A 17814-nucleotide genomic window follows, 5' to 3' on the forward strand; every position below is an offset into this window, starting at 1 on the left:
AGCTTCGTTACCTGGACTGCAGCAGTTGCGGCGCGTTTGCATTTCTTGGAAGCCGGCGGTGCTGCTCATCCGGCCGGCGCAGTCGGCGCTTGACTGCCGCCTTCGCCGCCAAGCTGTAGGACAACGAAAGCGCCGGTGGTTTAGGTAATAATAGGCCTGCTCGCGTTCTGAAGGATCTTTTTATATTCATGGTACACTTGTCGAAAGCTGCCATATTCCTCTAGCCTGCCTTCGTGAAGAAGCATAAAGCGGTTGCACACTTCTTCCAAATACCGACGGCTATGAGAAATGAGAACCATCGCGCGATCGGCTCTTTTTTCAAATAGTTCGACGTTGCATCGATCACGGAACCGCTCGTCACCCACTGCTGTCACCTCATCGATCAGATAACAGTCGAAATCGATTACCATTGAGATTGCGAAGGCTAGTCGCGCCCGCATGCCCGAGGAGTAAGTTCCCGTGGGCTCATTCAGAAACGGGCCGAGTTCAGAGAATTCCTGCACAAATTCCATACGGGGCGCGAAATCGACGCCGTAGACGCGGCAGATGAAGCGCAAATTGTCGGCACCGCTTAGCCTCGGATGAAAACCGCCATTCAAGGCCAACGGCCAGGACACAGTCATTTCGCGACGCACCCGCCCAGAGGTGGGCTGTTCAGCACCTGAAATTATTCGCGCCAAGGTTGATTTCCCCGCGCCATTGCGGCCCATAATGCCGATGCGCTCCCCGGGGTTAATTGTCATATTGACGTTTTCAAAAACGGTCAGGCGACCAGAACTCGTCTTATACTGCTTTTTGATGTCAATGAGCGTAATCACAGGAGATGATCACCTGCGGCAATTCGACGAACTTGGCTTAGTCCAAATACGGTGAGGGCCACATTCCAGACTACTAAGTAAAACAGGTCGTAGTGTGCAACAATCTTCGTACCGAAGAATCCTTCCCGCATGAACTCCAGACCGTGGATCATAGGGAGATAAAGGTTTAGTTCGCGTGCATGGGGCGGCAACGCATCGACCATGTACGCCGCCCCTGAAAAGGGGAATAAAAGCAGCGCGATGGGCGACCAGATTTTTGCGATAACGTCCCACCGTTCAGCCAAGGCGCCGATCGTCAGGGCAAGTCCAGCACCGAACCACGCCAGAAGCAACCATCCCGCCCACACCTCTAGGACATCTTCAGGCGGCATGAGCAGCCCTCCCAGATAGAGCGCAAAACCCAAAACCAAAAAGCTAACCGTCACTGCGCCCTGCTCCAGCAAGATGCGGGCGATATAGATGTCGAGAACCTTAACGTAGCGATGGTGGAGCAGAGTTCTGTTGTTTTCGGCCGCCCCGATACAGCGGGCCGGCAGTGTTCGCCACAGCATCATCGAGGAATAGCCAGTTAGCGCAAAGGCAGCGATCGGAATGTCGGAGTTGTGGAAGGAACGCGTCGCAGCCCAGATACCGGTGATGGCGCCGATGAAAAGCATCGGTTCCAGAAATAGCCACAGCACACCGATATTGTTGCGACCGTAACGCGTAAGCATTTCCCGGAGGATCAGCGCCCATACGACGCGCCCTTGGATCGACAAAGCCTCGCGCAACGGTGAGGCTGGCGCGCTGCCGCCGCTAGTTGCCATGTTCACGCACGCCCGCGATCAGCATCGCCAGAATGCCCCAGGCCGCAAAGCCGATCGCCAAGGTGGCGAGTATGCCGCGCAACCGCCGCGGCTCGATCGGTTCGTCCGGAAGATTGGGATCTACAATGCGCTCGACGTAGACTTGCTGCCGCCGCGCCTCGTTTTTCGCATCAGCGAGCGCGGCTAAAGCGCTGGATAGCTGCTTTTCCGCGAGCTGGTTCTCGAGCATCCGGCGCTGGAATTCTACGGCCGAACTGGCAAGCGAACTACGTTTGCCCACAAGCAGCCCGGATTGTTCGTTAATCTCACCCTGAATGGCTCTCACCCGTTCCTGAAGTGTCGGAATCTGAGGGTTCTCTGGAGTAAAGGCCTTCAGCTGGGCAAGCTGTGTCTTGGATGCGATTAATTCGTCTTGAAGCTTGGAGATCATCTGCAGTTGCGCCTCAGCCTGCTTCTCGGGATCAACAATTCCCGAACGGTTGCGCAGCCGGGCCAACGCGAGCGAAGCCTGCTCAGCATCCTTTTTCGCTGCTTCTACTTCGACGGTGGCATACCGGACCAGGTCTCCTTGACCACGTTCATTGAGGTTGTTCACCGTCGCTTCGCTCATCTGCAGCAACTTACGGTTTATCCAGTAAGCATCCTGAGCAGAATATGCGCGCACTGTCAGTGTGCTGATTGAGGTGGTAGGATCAGCATTTATTTGTACATGCGACGAGAAATAGGAAAAGAGGTCTTCGAACGAGCCCCCCCAGCCGAACGGATTGAAGCGATCAAAAATCGAAATCTCGGGCCGAGTGTAGGCTTTGCGGTAAGCGTCGTTCGTATTTAGCGCGCGTAGCGCATCCCTTGATTCAGCGAACGCCTTCGCCGTGAAAACCTCTTCTCCAGCATTAGCAAACCCGGCGCTCTGCAACAGAATGCCTAAGCCCGAAGCAGAGGGCTTTTCCGGGCTCCGCACGACGAACTGTGATTCTGAAACGTATACGTCGCTTGCTAAAACCCCGAAATACAATGTCGACAGAAGGAAGGGAATTATAACAGTGACGGTGAACAACCAGCTTGGCCGGCGCTGAAATCGGTCCATTACGGGCACACGTATTCCTCTAGCATGGAGCGTCCAAACTAACGGACCACAGTCGCATAGGCGTGTTCGCTCGCATTGCAACTGCCAAGCCACAACCGCTTCGCCTGCTTGGTGCTCGAACGCACGAGCACGGCCCGCGTGAGTTTAGGTTGGGGGGATGAGCCTCGTGATCACACTGCGCTGTATGGAGCGGGTAGCGGGAATCGAACCCGCATAGCCAGCTTGGAAGGCTGGAGCTTTACCACTAAGCTATACCCGCTCGGCCTCGCGCAATTGCCACTTGCGGACGGTAGCCGTCAAGCGTCTCCGTCCGCAGGGGGTGCAGCGGCTTCCCCGGCATCCTCCTTTGGCTGTTCGCTCTGGCGGCCTGGCGGAGCGATCCAGATTTCCACGCGGCGGTTCTCGGCCCGCCCGGCCTCGTCGGGTGAACCGTCGAGGTGCGCATTGGGTGCGATCGGGCGCTGTTCGCCGAGGGCGACAATGTGGATCCTCTCATGTGCGATCCCGTGATCCACAAACCAGCCCGCCACAGTTTCGGCGCGCTTTTCGGACGCGATCAGGTTGCCGCTGTCGGTGCCGACGGAGTCGGTGTGGCCGCGCAGCACGATGGGCCAGCCTTCCCTGAGCGGCTTGGAGGCGAGCACGTCCTCCAGCAGGCGCGTGGCGCGGTCGTCGAGGTCGTAGCCTCCCTGGGGAAAGGGGATCGTCAAGCCGAGCGGCTCGGGCGGCACGTCCACGATCGGCTCCACCGAGACATCGGGCCGGATGATCGATGCTGTGGCTAGCTCCTCCGGCGAGGGGCTCGAAGCGGGGAAGGCTGTTTCGCCGGCCTGCGGCGTGGGATCGCTGGTGGCAGGTTCGTCCTCCCGCTTGATCTCGCAGCCGGCCAGGGCGAGCAGGGCGGCCGCGGCCAGCAGGCTGGTTTCCGGTTTCAGGCGTGCCATGGTCTCTCCCTTATGCGCGAGCCTTCTGTTCACGCTTCCCGCCCCCTGTGGAGCGCGTGGACTTCTTCTCCGCGGCAGGCGCGGGCGCGGCCTGGTCGCGCGGCGGCGAATAGCTGACGATCGTATCGCCCGGCTGCGGCTCCGGGGCGCTGGCATGGGTGAAGAAGCGCATCTTCCCGTCCGGCTTCAGCAGCAGCAGCATATTGGCCGCATCCGGCAGCACGTCCTTCGCATCATCTATGTTGAATTGGTCAGACAGTTTTGTGCGGCGGAACACCCAGCCTTCCATCTGGCGCTGGCGCACATCCGTAATGCCCAGACCAGAGGCGAAAAGGCCGCGGCCCTTGAGCGAAGCGGGCAACTTGCGGTGATCGCTGTCATCCGCTGCTTCGCCGAGCTGGTAGACGGAGTCCGTGCCGATCTCCGGCGCAAATTCCGAGCAAACCAGTGTATTGTATGCCTCGTTATCCGTCGCGGCCACGAGCACCTGAAACGGGCCCATCTCAATGTTGTGCTCGGTCGCTTCGTTGAGGATCTCTCCGTGATAGGTAGGAATGCCGGCCGCCCGGGCGGGTTTGAGGCGACCCCAGGCAGCATCGACGACGAGAACAGGCGTCTTCAACTCGTGCATCTGCTTGGCCAGAGCGATCGCCCAGGGCGTGGCCCCGACAATCAGCAGCCCCGGCCGGGATTCGCCCGTGATCTTCAGCAGCCGCGCGACGAGATTGACCGTGAAGCCGTGCGCGACGATCGTCGCCACCACCACGGCAAAACTCAGCCCGATCAAGATAGACCCGTCGGCATAGCCGAGTTCCTCGAGCCGGAGCGCAAACAGGCCAGAGATGGCGACGAGCACAATACCGCGCGGCGCGATCCAAGCGAGGAACAGCCGTTCGTTCCAGGGCACGCGGCTGAACATCAGACTGATGAGGATCGTTGCCGGGCGCACGAGGAACAACAGGGCGAGGAGGAAAGCCCCGAAGCGCCACTCGAAACTGCGCAGCTCCTCAAAGTCGAGACTGGCCGAAAGCAGGATGAAAATGCCGGAAACCAGCAGCACCGCGATGTTCTGCTTGAACGGATGGACGCTGCGCAGGCTGGCCACATTCATGTTCGCCAGCGCGACGCCCATCACCGTTACGGCAACTAGGCCTGCCTCGTGCTCGACCAGATTACACAGGACGAATACGCCGACGACAGTGACGAAGAGGACGGGAACCTTGAGGAATTCCGGGACCAAGCCGCGCGGGAACACCCATGCCAAGACCCAGGCCGCCGCATAGCCGATCACGCCCGAGAAAGCCGCGGCGATCAGCAGCGGCGGTACCACTTCAATGACCGTGGCCCCGTCCGCGGACAGGCGGAAGTACTCATAGGCGATGACGGCGCACAGCGCTCCCAGCGGATCGTTGACGATGGATTCCCACTTGAGGATGCCGGCCGGCCGCTGCTTGATGTTAGACTGGCGGAGGAGAGGCAACACGACTGTTGGCCCCGTCACGACGAGGATGCCGGCAAAGAGGATCGCCACTGGCCAGACCAACCCGGCGACGTAATAGGCCGCGAGCGAGCCGAACAACCAACCGAGCGGCACACCGAAGATGACAAGGCGCCAGACCCCATCGCCATATTTGTTCAGTTCGCGGAAATCGAGACTGAGCCCGCCTTCGAACAGGATGAGCGCAACGCCGATCGAGATCATCGGCTCGAGCATGGGGCCGAAGGCCGTCTCCGGATCGACGATATGGAGCAGCGGGCCCGAAATGAAGCCGGCGGCCAGCATCAGCACGATGGCGGGCCATCCGGTCCGCCACGCGATCCACTGGGCGCCGATGCCCAGTATGCCCACCAAGGCTATGACGAGTGCCTGTTGTTCCATTGCGTGATGTTGAGCGTCGCACGAAGCGCGCCCGCATTGCAAATGCACGGGGGACAAATTCTATCCGCGAATTGCACGGAATCCGCGACCAGCCCCTGGCAGGATCAGTGGCCGGCGAACGCCATCAGCGCTTCAGCCGTCACGCCTTGGTCAGCCAGCGCCGCAGCCCCGCCAAGTTCCGGCAGTTCGATGACGAACAGCGCGCAGTCCACGACAGCGCCCGCCTGCCGCAGCAACTGCGCGCCGGCGAGCGCTGTGCCGCCGGTGGCGAGCAGGTCGTCCACCAGCAGAATACGTTGACCCGCCTCGATCGCGGTGGGATCGAGCTCGATACGAGCGCTGCCATATTCCAGATTGTAGTCGATGCCGATCGCCGGCACCGGAAGCTTGCCGGCCTTGCGCAATGGCAGAAAGCCCACCCCCAGCATGGCCGCGATCGCTGCCCCGAAGATGAAGCCGCGCGCTTCCATCGCGGCAATGGCGGCAGGTCCAGAGTCCCGCGCGCGCGATGCGAGGTGATCCATCGTCGCCGCGAGACCAGGTCCATGGGCGATCAGCGTAGTGATGTCGCGGAACTGGATTCCCTCAGCAGGGAAGTCCGGAATGGTGCGCACCAGGGCCTTGAGCTCCTCGGGCGACATGCTCATGCGCCCGAGGTTGCCCAAGTGGTCAAGAACCGCCTCAGGCGCTCTTCTTCGGCTTCACCGCCGACCACACCTGCTTCTTGGAGAGCCAGGCGAGAATAGTGGCGAAGAGGAGGAAGCCAAGCACGGCCCAGCCTGTCTGATGACGCTTCTCGAGCGTGGGCTCTGCCGTCCACACGAGGAAGGCCGACACGTCCGTGGACATCTGGTCGATCGTGGCCGTCGTGCCGTCGGCGAAGCTCACCTGCCCTTCGCTGGTAAGGGGCGGCGGCATGCCGATGTTGAGAGCGGCGAAATACGGGTTGTAGTAGGCGCCAGTGGGCGTCTTCGCATCCGGGAAGCGCTGCAGCAGTTCCGCCGGCTGTTCGGTGTAGCCGACCAGCAGAGAATGGACATACGAAGCTCCGCCATGCCGCGACTTCGTGATCAGCGAAAGATCGGGCGGGACCTTGCCACCATTGGCCGCCGCCGCCGCAACGTCATTCGGATAGGGCGAGGGGAAATAATCGGTCGGCGTGCCGGGCCGGGTGCTGGCTTCACCCGTGTTAGGGTCAACGCCAGGCACCGTCCAGGTCGCGGCCTCTGCCTTCACCTGCGCCTCGGTGTAGCCGAGCTCGGCAAGGTCGCGGAGCGCAACCTGCTTCAGCGAGTGGCAAGCGGAGCAGACTTCCTTGTACACCTGATAGCCGCGCTGGAGCTGCTGGCGATCGAAATGGCCAAAGGGGCCGTCGCTCGCCAGGTGCAGATCCATCGGGTGCTTGTGGAACACAGTCTCGGCGGTTTCTTCGCCCAGCCCCTCGGTCGCGGCGGTGTAGGCGCCGATCACGAAGGCCAGCAACACCACGAAGCTGAAGCCCAGCCCAACAACGATACCAATCAGACGGGTCATTGCGTCGTCTTTCCCTTAATCCCGCGCGCTCAGGTGGCCGGTGTCGTGTTTTCGCCAAGCACGGCCTTGTTGTCCGAACCCAGCACCGCCTCGGTAATCGAGAAAGGCAGCGGCTTCGGCTTTTCGATCATCGAGACCAGCGGCAGGATGACCAGGAAGTGCAGGAAGTAATAGGCGGTGGCGATCTGGCTGAACATCACATAGGGCTCTTCCGCCGGCGCACCGCCGAGATAGAACAGCACCAGCATGTCCGCGATCAGGACGCCAAAGAACACCTTGAACAGCGGGCGATAATGGCCTGACCGCACCGGTGATTTGTCCAGCCAGGGCAGGACGAACCAGCACAGGATCGCCGAGAACATCGCGAGGACGCCCCACAGCTTCGCCGGCAGGATGAAATCCGCGGTGAAGGCGCGCAGGATCGCGTAAAACGGCCAGAAGTACCATTCGGGCACGATATGCGCCGGGGTGGATAGCGGGTTCGCCGGAATATAGTTGTCCGGGTGGCCCAGATAGTTCGGCGCGAAGAACACGAACAGGCAGTAGATGATCAGGAACACGCCGAGTCCGAAGCCATCCTTCGCCGTGTAATACGGGTGGAAGGGCACGGTGTCGCTCTCGCTCTTCACTTCAACACCCGTCGGGTTCGACGAACCCGGGATATGCAGTGCCCAGATGTGCAGGATCACGACGCCCGCAATCACGAAGGGCAGCAGGAAGTGCAGCGAGAAGAAGCGGTTCAGCGCCGCGTTGTCCGGAGCGAAGCCGCCGAGCAGCCAGATCTGGAGCGGTTCACCGACGCCGGGGATCGCGCCGAAGAGGCCGGTGATCACCTTGGCGCCCCAGAAGCTCATCTGACCCCAGGGAAGCACATAGCCCATGAAGGCGGTGGCCATCATCAGCAGGAAGATCACCACACCCAGCAACCAGATCATTTCGCGCGGTGCCTTGTAGGAACCGTAGAACAGGCCGCGGAAGATGTGGATGTAGACGACGACAAAGAATGCGCTGGCGCCGTTCGCATGCGCGTAGCGCATGAGCCAGCCCCAGTTCACGTCGCGCATCGTATGTTCGATGGAATCGAAGGCGATGTTGGCGTTGGGCGCATAGTGCATCGCCATGATCACGCCGGTCACGATCTGCAGCACGAGGCAGAAGCCCGCGAGTACGCCGAAGTTCCAGAAATAGGAAAGGTTGCGCGGCACGGGATAGCCGGCGCCGATCGCGTTGTAGACCAGACGCGGAAGCGGCAGCTTCTCGTCGATCCAGCGCATCACGGGCGCCTTGGGTTCGTAGTGCTTGGCCCAGGGGAAGCTCATCGTCGGTTCTCTCGCCTCAGCCGATCAGGACAGTCGTGTCGGAAGTGAACTCGTAGTCCGGCACTTCCAGGTTCTTCGGCGCGGGGCCCTTGCGGATGCGCGCAGCCGTGTCGTAGCTCGAGCCGTGGCAGGGGCAGAAATATCCGCCGAACTCGCCGCGCGGCTCCCCTTCGGCGGCGCCCAGCGGCACGCAGCCGAGATGGGTGCAAACGCCCATAGTGATGAGCCAGTTCTCATGACCTTCCGCAGTACGTTCCTGCAAGGTCTGCGGATCGCGGAGGATGGACAGCGGCACCGCATCGGCCTCCGCGATTTCGCGCTGCGTGAGGTTGCGCACGAACAGCGGCTGCTTGCGGAACACCGCCTTGATCGCCTGACCCGGTTCGATCGACGAAAGATCCACCTCGGTGGTGCTTTCCGCCAGCACGTCCCTGGACGGCGCCATCTGGCTGATCAGCGGAACCAGCGTGGCGATGCCGCCAACGCCGGCTGCAGCGACAGCCGCGATATTGATGAAATCGCGCCGGCGCACGCCTTCAGCGGTGGCCAGCGTGTCTGTTTCCGCACTGCCAGTGGTGGTTGCCATTGCCTTGCCTTGCCTGCCGGCCCGAGCGGACGCGATGCCCCCAGCAGACCGAAGAATTCTGACCCGCCGCGCCCCGAAAACAGCCCCCGGGGCGGCGACTTGGCGCGGCTGATAGACGAGGGAGCCCTGCGAGCCAAGAGGCTTTTGCCCCCTTTGTGACCTTCCGTGCGGCGGCCATGCCGCAGCGCGGCTAGATCAGCCCGATCAGAGAGAACTGGCGGCCATAGGTCGGCTCCTGCTGATGGGTGGAGCGGCGGTAGGAGAAATAACGCTGCGGTGCGGCATAGGTATCCACTCCCAGCCGGTCGATCCTGCCGACCCCCGCGCCTTCCAGCCGCCGAGCGGCATAGCCCTCGAGGTCGAACTGCCAGTGCCCCGTCCGCCCCTCGGCGAACAGATCTTCGTCCGCCTCGGTAAAGTTCTCGCGGAAGGCGGCGTCCACTTCGTAGCTGGGCTGTGCGATGGCGGGGCCGATGGCCGCGGCGATGCGCGAACGGTCGGCACCGAGCCCTTCCATCGCCACTACCGTTGCCTCCAGCACGCCGCCATGCGCGCCGCGCCAGCCGGCGTGGGCCGCCGCGATGACGCCGGCCTCGCGATCCGCCAGGAGGACCGGCGCGCAATCGGCGGTCACCACCGCTAGCAGCATGCCCATTCGCGCAGTGACCAGCGCGTCGGCGCGGGGCCGCGCATCCTCGCTCCACGGCTCGTCGACTACGACCGCATCGGCAGAATGCACCTGATAGCAGGTGACGAGCTTCGCGCCGGGAAGCACCGCCGCGGCCGTGCGACGGCGATTCTCGGCCACGGCGGCCGGATCGTCTCCCGCCCCCAGGCCCACGTTCAATCCCTCCACCAGGCCGCGCGAGACACCGCCCTCGCGGCCGAGGAAGCCATGCGGGATACCAGCCAGCGCGCCGGAGCGGAGGATGCGGACACCCTGCTCGGTGAGAGTCTCAGGCAAGGCTGCGCGAAACCTGTTCGGAGGTGTCGCGCGAAAGCCCCGGCGCGGCGGCGATGCGTTCCAGTTCGGCGCGCATCAGGCCCGCACGGTGCGGCTCGATTCGGCGCCAGCGCCCGAGCGAGGGCACGAAGCGCGCCGCCGTCTGCGGATTGATCGGATCGAGCGCGAGGATGAGATCCGCGATCATCCGGTATCCTTCGCCGTCGGCGGTGTGGAAGGCGTGCGGGTTCGCCGCGAACGCCATGTAGAGCGAGCGAACCCGGTTGGGATTGCGCAGTGTAAAATCAGGATGTTCCGCCAATGCCTTCACATGGGCCAGCGCATCGGGGTGGAGCGATTGCGCCTGGATCGCGAACCACTTGTCGATCACCAGCGCGTTGCCGCAATAACGGTCGTAGAAATCCGCCAGTCGCGCGCTCCGCTCCGGGCTCTCGAGCCCCGCTAGCACCATCAGCGCGCCTTGCCGGTCGGTCATATTGGTGGCGGCATCATATTGTGCCGCAGCCCGCTGCGCCGCGTGACCGGGGGTCCCGGCCGCAAGGTAGACCAGCGCCTGCGTCTTGAGTTTGCGCGCGCCGCGGGCGGCGGGGCTGGTGTCGTCTGCAGCTTCGCCCGCCCTGTCATGCAGCGCGGCCAGCTGCGCTTCCAGCTTCGCGCCGAGCCAGCGCTTCAGCCCTTCGCGCTCGCGATGGATCGCGTGGGGATCAGCCACCAGCATCTGCTCCGCCAGATAGGTCTGGCTCGGCAGAATCATCAGTTCGCCGCGCATCAGATCGTCGATCCCGTCATCGGCGAGGACAGCGGAGAAGGCCTGCAGGATTGCATCGCGGCCCCGCTCCATCCCGGCATCATCCAGTCCGCCGCCGATCGCATCGCACAAATGGCCGACCACTAGATCCTGCATCGCTTCATAGCGGGCAAAAGGATCGTCGTCATATTGGGCGAGGAACACCAGGTCCGCCGGATCGACCCGCCGTTCGATCGAGACGGGGGCGGAGAAGCCACGATTGATCGAGAGCACCGGCCTTTGCGCGAAGCCCGTGAAGCGGAAGCTCGCCTCGGCTTCCTCCAGCACAACCAGTTCTTCCCCGCGGTGGGCACGCGATTCGCGATCGAACAGGGCGAGACGCAGGGGGATCGGCATCGGCTGCTTTTCCGGCTGTCCCGGCGTTGGGGGGACGAGCTGGCGGAGGCGCAGCGTCACCGCGTCATCCGCATAATCCATGGCGACCGATACCTTGGGCGTGCCGGCCTGCGCATACCACAGGCGGAAGCGGCCAAGGTCGAGCTCCGCCCCTTCCTCGATCGCGCGGACGAAGTCCTCGCAGGTCGCCGCCTCGCCATCGTGCCGCGCGAAATAGAGGTCGGTGCCCCGGCGGAAGCGCTCCGTCCCCGCCATAGTCCGCATCATGCGGATCACCTCGGCGCCCTTGTTGTAGACGGTGGCGGTGTAGAAGTTGGAGATTTCGCTGTAGCTATCCGGGCGAATGGGATGCGCCAGCGGGCCGCTGTCCTCCGGAAACTGGATCGAGCGCAGCACGCGCACGTCCTCGATCCGCTTGATCGCCTCGCTTCCCATGGCGGCGCTGAACAGCTGATCGCGCAGGACGGTGAAGCCTTCCTTGAGCGAGAGCTGGAACCAGTCGCGGCAGGTCACGCGATTGCCCGACCAATTGTGGAAATATTCGTGGCCGATCACGCCCTCGATCGCGTCATAATCCGCGTCGGTGGCGGTTCCGCGGTCGGCCAGCACATATTTGGTGTTGAAGATGTTGAGGCCCTTGTTCTCCATCGCGCCCATGTTGAAATCGCTGACGGCGACGATGTTGAAAAGGTCAAGATCGTACTCCCGGCCGAAGGCTTCCTCATCCCAGCGCATACTGTTCTTCAGCGACTGCATGGCGTGGACGGTGCGCGGCAGATCGCTTTCTCGCACCCAGATGCCCAGTTCGACCTCGCGGCCCGAGCGGGTGACGAAGCGATCGCGGTTGCAGACGAGATCGCCCGCCACCAGCGCGAAGAGATAGGACGGCTTGGGCCAGGGATCGTGCCATTCAGCCCAATGGGCGCCCTCTTCGCCATCCCCCTGCGCCACCCGATTGCCGTTGGAAAGCAGCACGGGGAACTGGCTCCGCGGCCCCTCCATCCGCACGCGATAGGTGGAAAGCACATCCGGCCGATCGGGGAAGAAGGTGATGCGGCGGAAGCCTTCCGCCTCGCACTGGGTGCAGAGCATGCCGCCCGAGGCGTAGAGGCCCATCAGCTGGCTGTTGGCGAGCGGATCGATCTGCGTGGTCACTTCCACCAGATGGCTATCCCCATGCAGGGGCAGGATCAGGTCGCCCCCGTCCACCGACCAGTCGTTCACCGCCTCGCCATCGACGGCAACGGCGATGGGGGTCAGCCCGTCGCCATTGAGCCGGATGCTCTCGCTACGCGGGGCCGCGGCATTGCGCTGCACCGTCAGCGCGGCATGGACGCGCGTTTTTTCCAGACCCAGGGCGAAATCGAGCGCGATCTCCGGGACCAGCCAGGGGAACGGCGTGTAATCTTCCCGGCGGATAAGCAGCGGCGCGCGCGGTTCGGGCGCGGCGTCCGCCATTTCGGGGTTTTCCGGGAGGGCGGATTGAGTGCGGGCGATATCCATAGACGCCTCTTAGAATCTTTCGGGTTTGCGTCTAGAACGCCTGTGTGGCGCATCTGTTCATTTTCGGCCTCGGTTACACTGCGAGCTATATCAAGGCCGCAGCGGAAGGGCACGGCTGGCTGGTTTCGGCTACCGGATCGGCGGGCAATGTCGCGTTTGAAGACGATGCCGCGGTTCGGGCGCATCTGGCCCGGGCGAGCCATGTGCTGTCCTCCGTTCCGCCCTCCGGCGGCGATGATCCGGTGCTGGCACGCTATGGCGCAGAGCTGCCGCGGAACCGCTGGATCGGCTATCTGTCCTCTACCGGCGTCTATGGCGATACCGGCGGCGCCTGGGTGGATGAGACGGCGCCGACCGGCACCGGCCGCCGCGCGCTGCGTGCGGCCTGCGATGCGCAATGGCTGGCGCACGGCGCCCACGTGTTCCGCCTGCCGGGCATCTATGGCCCCGGCCGCAGCGTGATCGAGCGTCTCAGGGCGGGCACCGCCCACCGAGTCGACATGCCGGGGCAGGTGTTCAGCCGGGTGCATGTGGCAGATATCGTGAGCGGGGTGATCGCGGGCTTTGCCGGGCCGCCGGGCGCGTACAATCTGGCCGATGACTGCCCGGCCAGCCAGAACGAGGTGATGGACTATGCCGCGCGGCTGCTGGGCATCGAGCCGCCGCCCATCCTGCCGGCGGACAGTCCCGCCCTTTCACCCGCCGCGCGGGCCTTCTATTCGGAGAATCGCCGCATCGCGAACGGCAGGGCCAGGCGGCTGCTGGGCTGGCGCCCGCGTTATCGCGATTACCGCATCGGCTTGATGGCGCTGGCCCGCGGATAGGGCGCATGCCGGCTGCGCAGCGCGACGATCAGCCCGATCATCGCCACGGCGCCGCCAGCCGCCGCCAGCCATGACCAGCGATAGCCTTCGAAGATCGTGGACAGCAGCATGGCCACCACCGGCACCAGCACGCCGTTATATGCCGCCCGGCCCGGTCCGAGATCCCGAATCAGCCCGAAATAGAGCGGGAAGGTGACCACCGAGCCGACGATGCCGAGATAGGCCACGCCTGCCCAATAGCGCGGGCTGGTGGGAAAGACCGGCGGACCGGCGAAGCTCCAGGCGAAGGCGGCATCGGCCAGCGCACCCCACAGCATGGCCCAGGCGAGCAGCACCAGCATCGGGCGCTTGCGTGCCGTTTCCGTGGCCTGCAGCACATTGGCGGTGGAGGCGGACAAAATACCGAGCAGGGTGTAAACGATGCCGAGGCCGACCAGCCCGGTGGGCGGCGCCTCCCGCGCTTCATGCACCAGCAGCAGGGCGATGCCGCCCAGCGCGATTGCGGTGCCGATCAGGAAGCGGCGCGTGATCCGGTTGCCCAGGAAGATCAGCCCGAACACGGCGTTCGGCAGCACCAGCAGGGCGAACAGCACCGCCACGATGCCGGATGTGAGGTGGATTTCCGCGCGATAGACGAAGTTGAAGTTCATGAAGAACTGGGCGAAGCCCACCGCGAAGGCGATCACATGGCCCTGCAGCGTCATGCGGAAGCCGCGCCCGCCGATGGAGGCGAGCGCGAACATGCCTGCGGCCGCGATGGCGAAGCGATAGGTGACGGACCAGCTGGGCGGCGCGGCCAGCAGCTGATCCTTGATCACCAGCCATGTCGAACCCCAGATCAGCGCCACCAGCAGGAAGGGCAGCGCAATTTCCAGCCGCAGCAGCGCATGGGGGCGCGGGGCACCAAGCACGTCCCCGCTCACAGCGCGGCCACCGCACGGGCGAGCGCCTTCGCGTCCTCTTCCCGCGTGTCCCAAGCCGCGACAAAGCGGGCCGCCTCCGGGCCCCAGTCATAAAAGCCGAAGCCCTGCGCGCGCAGGGCAGCGCGTTCGGGCGCGGTGCATTGCAGAAACACTTCGTTCGCCTCCACCGGATGGAGCAGCCGGCCCCCTGCAGCGGCGCCGATCTCCCCCGCCGCCGCATTGGCCGCAGCGGCATTGTGCAGCCACAGGTCGCCTTCCAGCATCGCCAGCAATTGCGCGGCGAGGAAGCGCCCCTTGGATGGCAGGTGCCCGGCCCGCTTGCGGCGATAGCGCGCCACATCGGCCAGCCCGGGATCGAAGAATACCACCGCTTCCGCGCTCATGCCGCCATTCTTGACGCAGCCGAAGCTCAGCGCGTCCACGGGCCCCGCCACTTCGGCTGCCGGCCGCAGCAAATGGGCCACGGCATTGGCGAAGCGCGCGCCATCCATGTGGAGGCGCAGCCCGCGGGGGGCCAGTTCCATGTCCAGCCGGGACAGCTCGGCGGGGCGATAGACGCAGCCATATTCGCTCGCCTGGGTGATGGAAACGGCATGCACCTGCGCCTGATGAACATCGTCGCGGATGGCTTCCAGCGCCGCACGGGCCGCCTCCGGCGTCACCTTGGCATGATCGCCCTCCACCAGCACCAGCTTGGCGCCATGAAGGAAGAAGCCCGGCGCGCCCCCTTCGTCCATTTCGATATGGGCTTCGCGGTGGCACAGCACGGCGCCATGCGGCTGCACCATGGTGGAGAGGGCCAGGCAATTGGCGGCGGTGCCGGTGGCGGCCCACAGCACGGCCACTTCGCGCCCGAACAGCTGGGCGAAGGCATCGTCCAAGGCGCGGCTCAGGCGATCCCCGTCATAGGGCAGGTCCGCATCGTCCGCAGCCTGCATGGCGCGCCACACATTGGGGTGAACCGCGGCGGCATTGTCGGAAAGAAATTGCACCGGAACGCCATGGCTCGCCCAAAGGTTGGAGGCAAGAAGGAGATGCCCGAATGGCCCAAGAGATCGAGATTTCCCGCAGCGATCACGTGGCGCACGGCGCCTACACGGCTGCCGTGCCAGGCACCGACCGCGAGGCGGAGCTGACCTGGACCGCGCGCGGAAACGCGCGGATCGCGGAACACACCTTCGTGCCGCCGGAAGCCCGCGGCCTGGGCGTTGCCGGCAAGCTGGTGGATGCGCTGGTGGCCGATGCGCGGGAGCAGGGGTTCACGATCGTTCCGCAATGCAGCTATGTTGAGGCCGCATTCCGTCGCCATCCGGAGTGGGCGGACGTGCGCGCGCAGATCGAAAGCTGAGGCGTTGCGAATCCGGGCCAATAGGCGGAACGACGCCATGCCGCATCCGTTGGTTGGGTAAGAACAGCGCGGAGCGAAAAGCCGGCCCGAATACGGCAAGCCCATGCAGATCGCGCTCCCCACCCAATCAGGAGATCAGCCATGGATATGACGCAAGGCAATCGCAGCAGCTATTCCGACGCGGAACTCGACCGGCGCCGCGAATATGATCGCAGCCGGCCCGTGGAACGCGACGAGACGCATAACCTCATCAGCTCCGACAAGGTCGACGGTACGCCCGTTTATTCGCTGGACGGCGAAAAGGTCGGCCATATCGACCACCTCATGATCGGCAAGCGATCGGGCCGGGTCGAGTACGCCGTCATGAGCTTCGGCGGCTTCCTCGGGATCGGCGAAAGCTATCACCCGCTGCCTTGGGAAACGCTGGATTACGATACCGACCGTGGCGGCTATGTCGTCAATATCGACAAGGCCAAGCTGCGTGACGCCCCGCATTACGAAGCGAATGCTGCGCCTCCGTTCGACCGTGCCTATGGCCAGAACGTCTATACCTATTACGGCGTGCTTTACTGAGGCCCACCTCCCCAGCATGCCAAAGCGAAGGGCCCCCGCCGCAGGGGCCCTTTTTGCGCTATCGCGGCAGGCGGGAAAAATCGACGCGAGCGATACTATCCAGCACCGCTGCCCGCACGCGATGCGCTTCACTCTGGGGAATCCCGTGCATGGCCAGTGTCCCTCCGGCGATGCCGAACACCACATCGGCATAGCCCCGCCCCCGCGCGAGCGGTCCCTGGCGGATCTCGACCGACTGGATCTTCACGCGGGAAGCGATCGCGCAATGGGGCGCCAGCCAGCCCCGGCGGACAAGGATCTGGCGCATGTCCAGGGCATGGCGATCATGCAGCCACAGGTAATGCTGGCGCAGCGCCAGCGCGGCGCCGAGCAGCCCGATCCCTACCGCCGGCAGGAACAGGCCGGCAGCCGCTAGCGCCACCCCGCCGATCGCGCAGGGCACAACGCCCAGCAGGGCGCGGTCCAGCCGATGCCGAGCGCTGGGCCGATGCCAGCGCGTGTCCGGCCCCGGCAGAGAGAAGCCGGTGCAATCCACCACTGCGGCAATCTCCTCCATCGTGCCGAAGGGAACCACCACATGGCTGGCCGAGGTGCTGTCCCGCGCCAGGCTCACCACGCTGAGTGCATGCCAGCCAAAGCGGCGGCGAATGATGCCTGTCGATAGATCGAGCGCCTGCACGCGGTGCAGCGGCATCACCACGTCGGTGCGCGTCAGCAGGCCGCGCTGCCGGCGCAGCCCGCGCGGGGTCTCCTCCAGCCGGAAGTTCCAGTCCCGCAGCACGGTGCGCGCAATGCCGCTTGCCAGACCCACCAGCCCGAGCACCAGCAAAGCCAGTGCCACGCCCGCGATCTGCGCCGCAAAGCCGAGATGCGCGAGCCAGTCGCCCGGCCCTGCCAGCCGCCCGCGCCACGCTTCGCCATTCCAGATGTCGAACGGCAGCAGGAAGTCGAGCTGCTGCGCCACGCCGGCGAGCACGCCGAACACCACCAGCGAGAACTCGAACAGGCCGAAGGTCAGCAAGCGCCGAGGGTCCATGCTGAAGAGCAGGCGCCCCGGTGCCTCCTCCGCTTCCGCTTCGCTCGCCACAACCGCATTGTCCCGCCGGATGCGCACGGCCTCGCGCAGCGCCTCGCCCTCCGCGGCGGAGACATAGGCGATCTTCAGCTCGTCCTGCCCGCCGGCGCCGGTTTCGACGCGCACCTCCACCATGCCGAACAGACGCGGCACCAGCGCCTGCTCCAGGCTGACATCCTGTATCCGCTCATAGGGGACGGACCGGGCCGCACGGCTGAACACGCCGCTTTCCACGCTGATATCCTCCGCCCCCAGGCGATAGCGAAAATGCCGCCAGCCGAGCCAGGCGATGGCCAGATTGGCGAGGATGATCGCGGCCACGACGCCCGCCACCGCCGCTCCACCATCGCTGAAGCTGCGCGAGCCGAACAGCACCGCCGCACTGGGCAGCAGCCCCTTGCGCAGCGTCACTATGCCCCGCACCACGAAACCGAGCACGCTGGTGCGCCGCCAGCCGCCCTCGCCCGCTGACACGGTCACCTTGCCCC

General features: G+C 64.3%; 17 protein-coding genes and 1 tRNA gene. 3 read left to right on the forward strand and 15 right to left on the reverse strand.

Annotation, left to right across the window (positions count from 1 at the left end; translation table 11 throughout):
* Nucleotides 1-140: 140 nt before the first annotated feature.
* From AEB_RS02415 to pepN, 12 genes are all read right to left on the reverse strand, one after another.
* Nucleotides 141-818, reverse strand: coding sequence for an ABC transporter ATP-binding protein (locus AEB_RS02415; protein WP_119081767.1), 678 nt, complete (start codon nt 816-818; stop codon nt 141-143).
* The gene (locus AEB_RS02420; protein WP_119081768.1) at nt 815-1624 is read right to left on the reverse strand and encodes an ABC transporter permease; all 810 of its coding nucleotides are present in this window, start codon (nt 1622-1624) and stop codon (nt 815-817) included. Before AEB_RS02420 ends, AEB_RS02415 begins: the two co-directional genes overlap by 4 nt.
* Nucleotides 1614-2711, reverse strand: a complete 1098-nt coding sequence (locus AEB_RS02425; RefSeq protein ID WP_119081769.1) for a hypothetical protein — start codon at nt 2709-2711, stop codon at nt 1614-1616. The genes AEB_RS02420 and AEB_RS02425 overlap by 11 nt, the downstream gene beginning before the upstream one ends.
* 185 nt (nt 2712-2896) lie before the next feature.
* Nucleotides 2897-2970 (reverse strand) — tRNA-Gly (locus AEB_RS02430).
* 37 nt (nt 2971-3007) lie between these two features.
* Nucleotides 3008-3655, reverse strand: coding sequence for an OmpA family protein (locus tag AEB_RS02435; RefSeq protein WP_119081770.1), 648 nt, complete (start codon nt 3653-3655; stop codon nt 3008-3010).
* Nucleotides 3656-3665: 10 nt separating this feature from the next.
* Nucleotides 3666-5534: a cation:proton antiporter gene (locus AEB_RS02440; protein WP_119081771.1), complete on the reverse strand. Its 1869-nt coding sequence runs from the start codon at nt 5532-5534 to the stop codon at nt 3666-3668.
* Between the two features lie 104 nt (nt 5535-5638).
* A complete protein-coding gene (locus AEB_RS02445; protein WP_119081772.1) occupies nt 5639-6175 on the reverse strand; it encodes an adenine phosphoribosyltransferase in 537 nt (178 codons plus the stop codon).
* A gap of 40 nt (nt 6176-6215) precedes the next feature.
* Nucleotides 6216-7067: a cytochrome c1 gene (locus AEB_RS02450; RefSeq protein WP_119081773.1), complete on the reverse strand. Its 852-nt coding sequence runs from the start codon at nt 7065-7067 to the stop codon at nt 6216-6218.
* A 29-nt stretch (nt 7068-7096) separates the two neighbouring features.
* On the reverse strand, nt 7097-8386 hold the full coding sequence (locus AEB_RS02455; protein ID WP_119081774.1) for a cytochrome b: 1290 nt from the start codon (nt 8384-8386) through the stop codon (nt 7097-7099).
* A 16-nt stretch (nt 8387-8402) separates the two neighbouring features.
* On the reverse strand, nt 8403-8972 hold the full coding sequence (gene petA / locus AEB_RS02460; RefSeq protein ID WP_172592982.1) for a ubiquinol-cytochrome c reductase iron-sulfur subunit: 570 nt from the start codon (nt 8970-8972) through the stop codon (nt 8403-8405).
* A gap of 190 nt (nt 8973-9162) precedes the next feature.
* Nucleotides 9163-9936: a peptidoglycan editing factor PgeF gene (gene pgeF / locus AEB_RS02465; protein ID WP_119081775.1), complete on the reverse strand. Its 774-nt coding sequence runs from the start codon at nt 9934-9936 to the stop codon at nt 9163-9165.
* Nucleotides 9929-12583: an aminopeptidase N gene (gene pepN, locus AEB_RS02470; RefSeq protein WP_119081776.1), complete on the reverse strand. Its 2655-nt coding sequence runs from the start codon at nt 12581-12583 to the stop codon at nt 9929-9931. The genes pgeF and pepN overlap by 8 nt, the downstream gene beginning before the upstream one ends.
* A 44-nt stretch (nt 12584-12627) precedes the next feature.
* Here pepN and AEB_RS02475 point away from each other — a divergent pair, with 44 nt between their 5' ends.
* On the forward strand, nt 12628-13407 hold the full coding sequence (locus tag AEB_RS02475) for an SDR family NAD(P)-dependent oxidoreductase (protein WP_119081777.1): 780 nt from the start codon (nt 12628-12630) through the stop codon (nt 13405-13407).
* On the opposite strand, the gene AEB_RS02480 is transcribed toward AEB_RS02475, so the two are convergent.
* Together AEB_RS02480 and AEB_RS02485 are read right to left on the reverse strand one after the other, a co-directional pair.
* Complete coding sequence (locus tag AEB_RS02480) at nt 13371-14330, reverse strand: DMT family transporter (protein WP_231958868.1); 960 nt, start codon at nt 14328-14330, stop codon at nt 13371-13373. The two genes, AEB_RS02475 and AEB_RS02480, sit on opposite strands and share 37 nt — an antisense overlap.
* The gene (locus AEB_RS02485) at nt 14327-15322 is read right to left on the reverse strand and encodes a threonine aldolase family protein (protein WP_119081778.1); all 996 of its coding nucleotides are present in this window, start codon (nt 15320-15322) and stop codon (nt 14327-14329) included. The genes AEB_RS02480 and AEB_RS02485 overlap by 4 nt, the downstream gene beginning before the upstream one ends.
* A 50-nt stretch (nt 15323-15372) precedes the next feature.
* Here AEB_RS02485 and AEB_RS02490 point away from each other — a divergent pair, with 50 nt between their 5' ends.
* Together AEB_RS02490 and AEB_RS02495 are read left to right on the forward strand one after the other, a co-directional pair.
* A complete protein-coding gene (locus AEB_RS02490; RefSeq protein ID WP_119081779.1) occupies nt 15373-15678 on the forward strand; it encodes a GNAT family N-acetyltransferase in 306 nt (101 codons plus the stop codon).
* Nucleotides 15679-15819: 141 nt separating this feature from the next.
* Complete coding sequence (locus AEB_RS02495) at nt 15820-16251, forward strand: PRC-barrel domain-containing protein (RefSeq protein WP_231958869.1); 432 nt, start codon at nt 15820-15822, stop codon at nt 16249-16251.
* A gap of 58 nt (nt 16252-16309) precedes the next feature.
* Here the strand turns inward: AEB_RS02495 and AEB_RS02500 are convergent, their stop codons facing one another.
* Complete coding sequence (locus AEB_RS02500) at nt 16310-17806, reverse strand: PH domain-containing protein (RefSeq protein WP_231958870.1); 1497 nt, start codon at nt 17804-17806, stop codon at nt 16310-16312.
* Nucleotides 17807-17814 lie beyond the last annotated feature (8 nt).

This window comes from Altererythrobacter sp. B11 (assembly GCF_003569745.1).
Lineage (GTDB): Bacteria > Pseudomonadota > Alphaproteobacteria > Sphingomonadales > Sphingomonadaceae > Croceibacterium_C.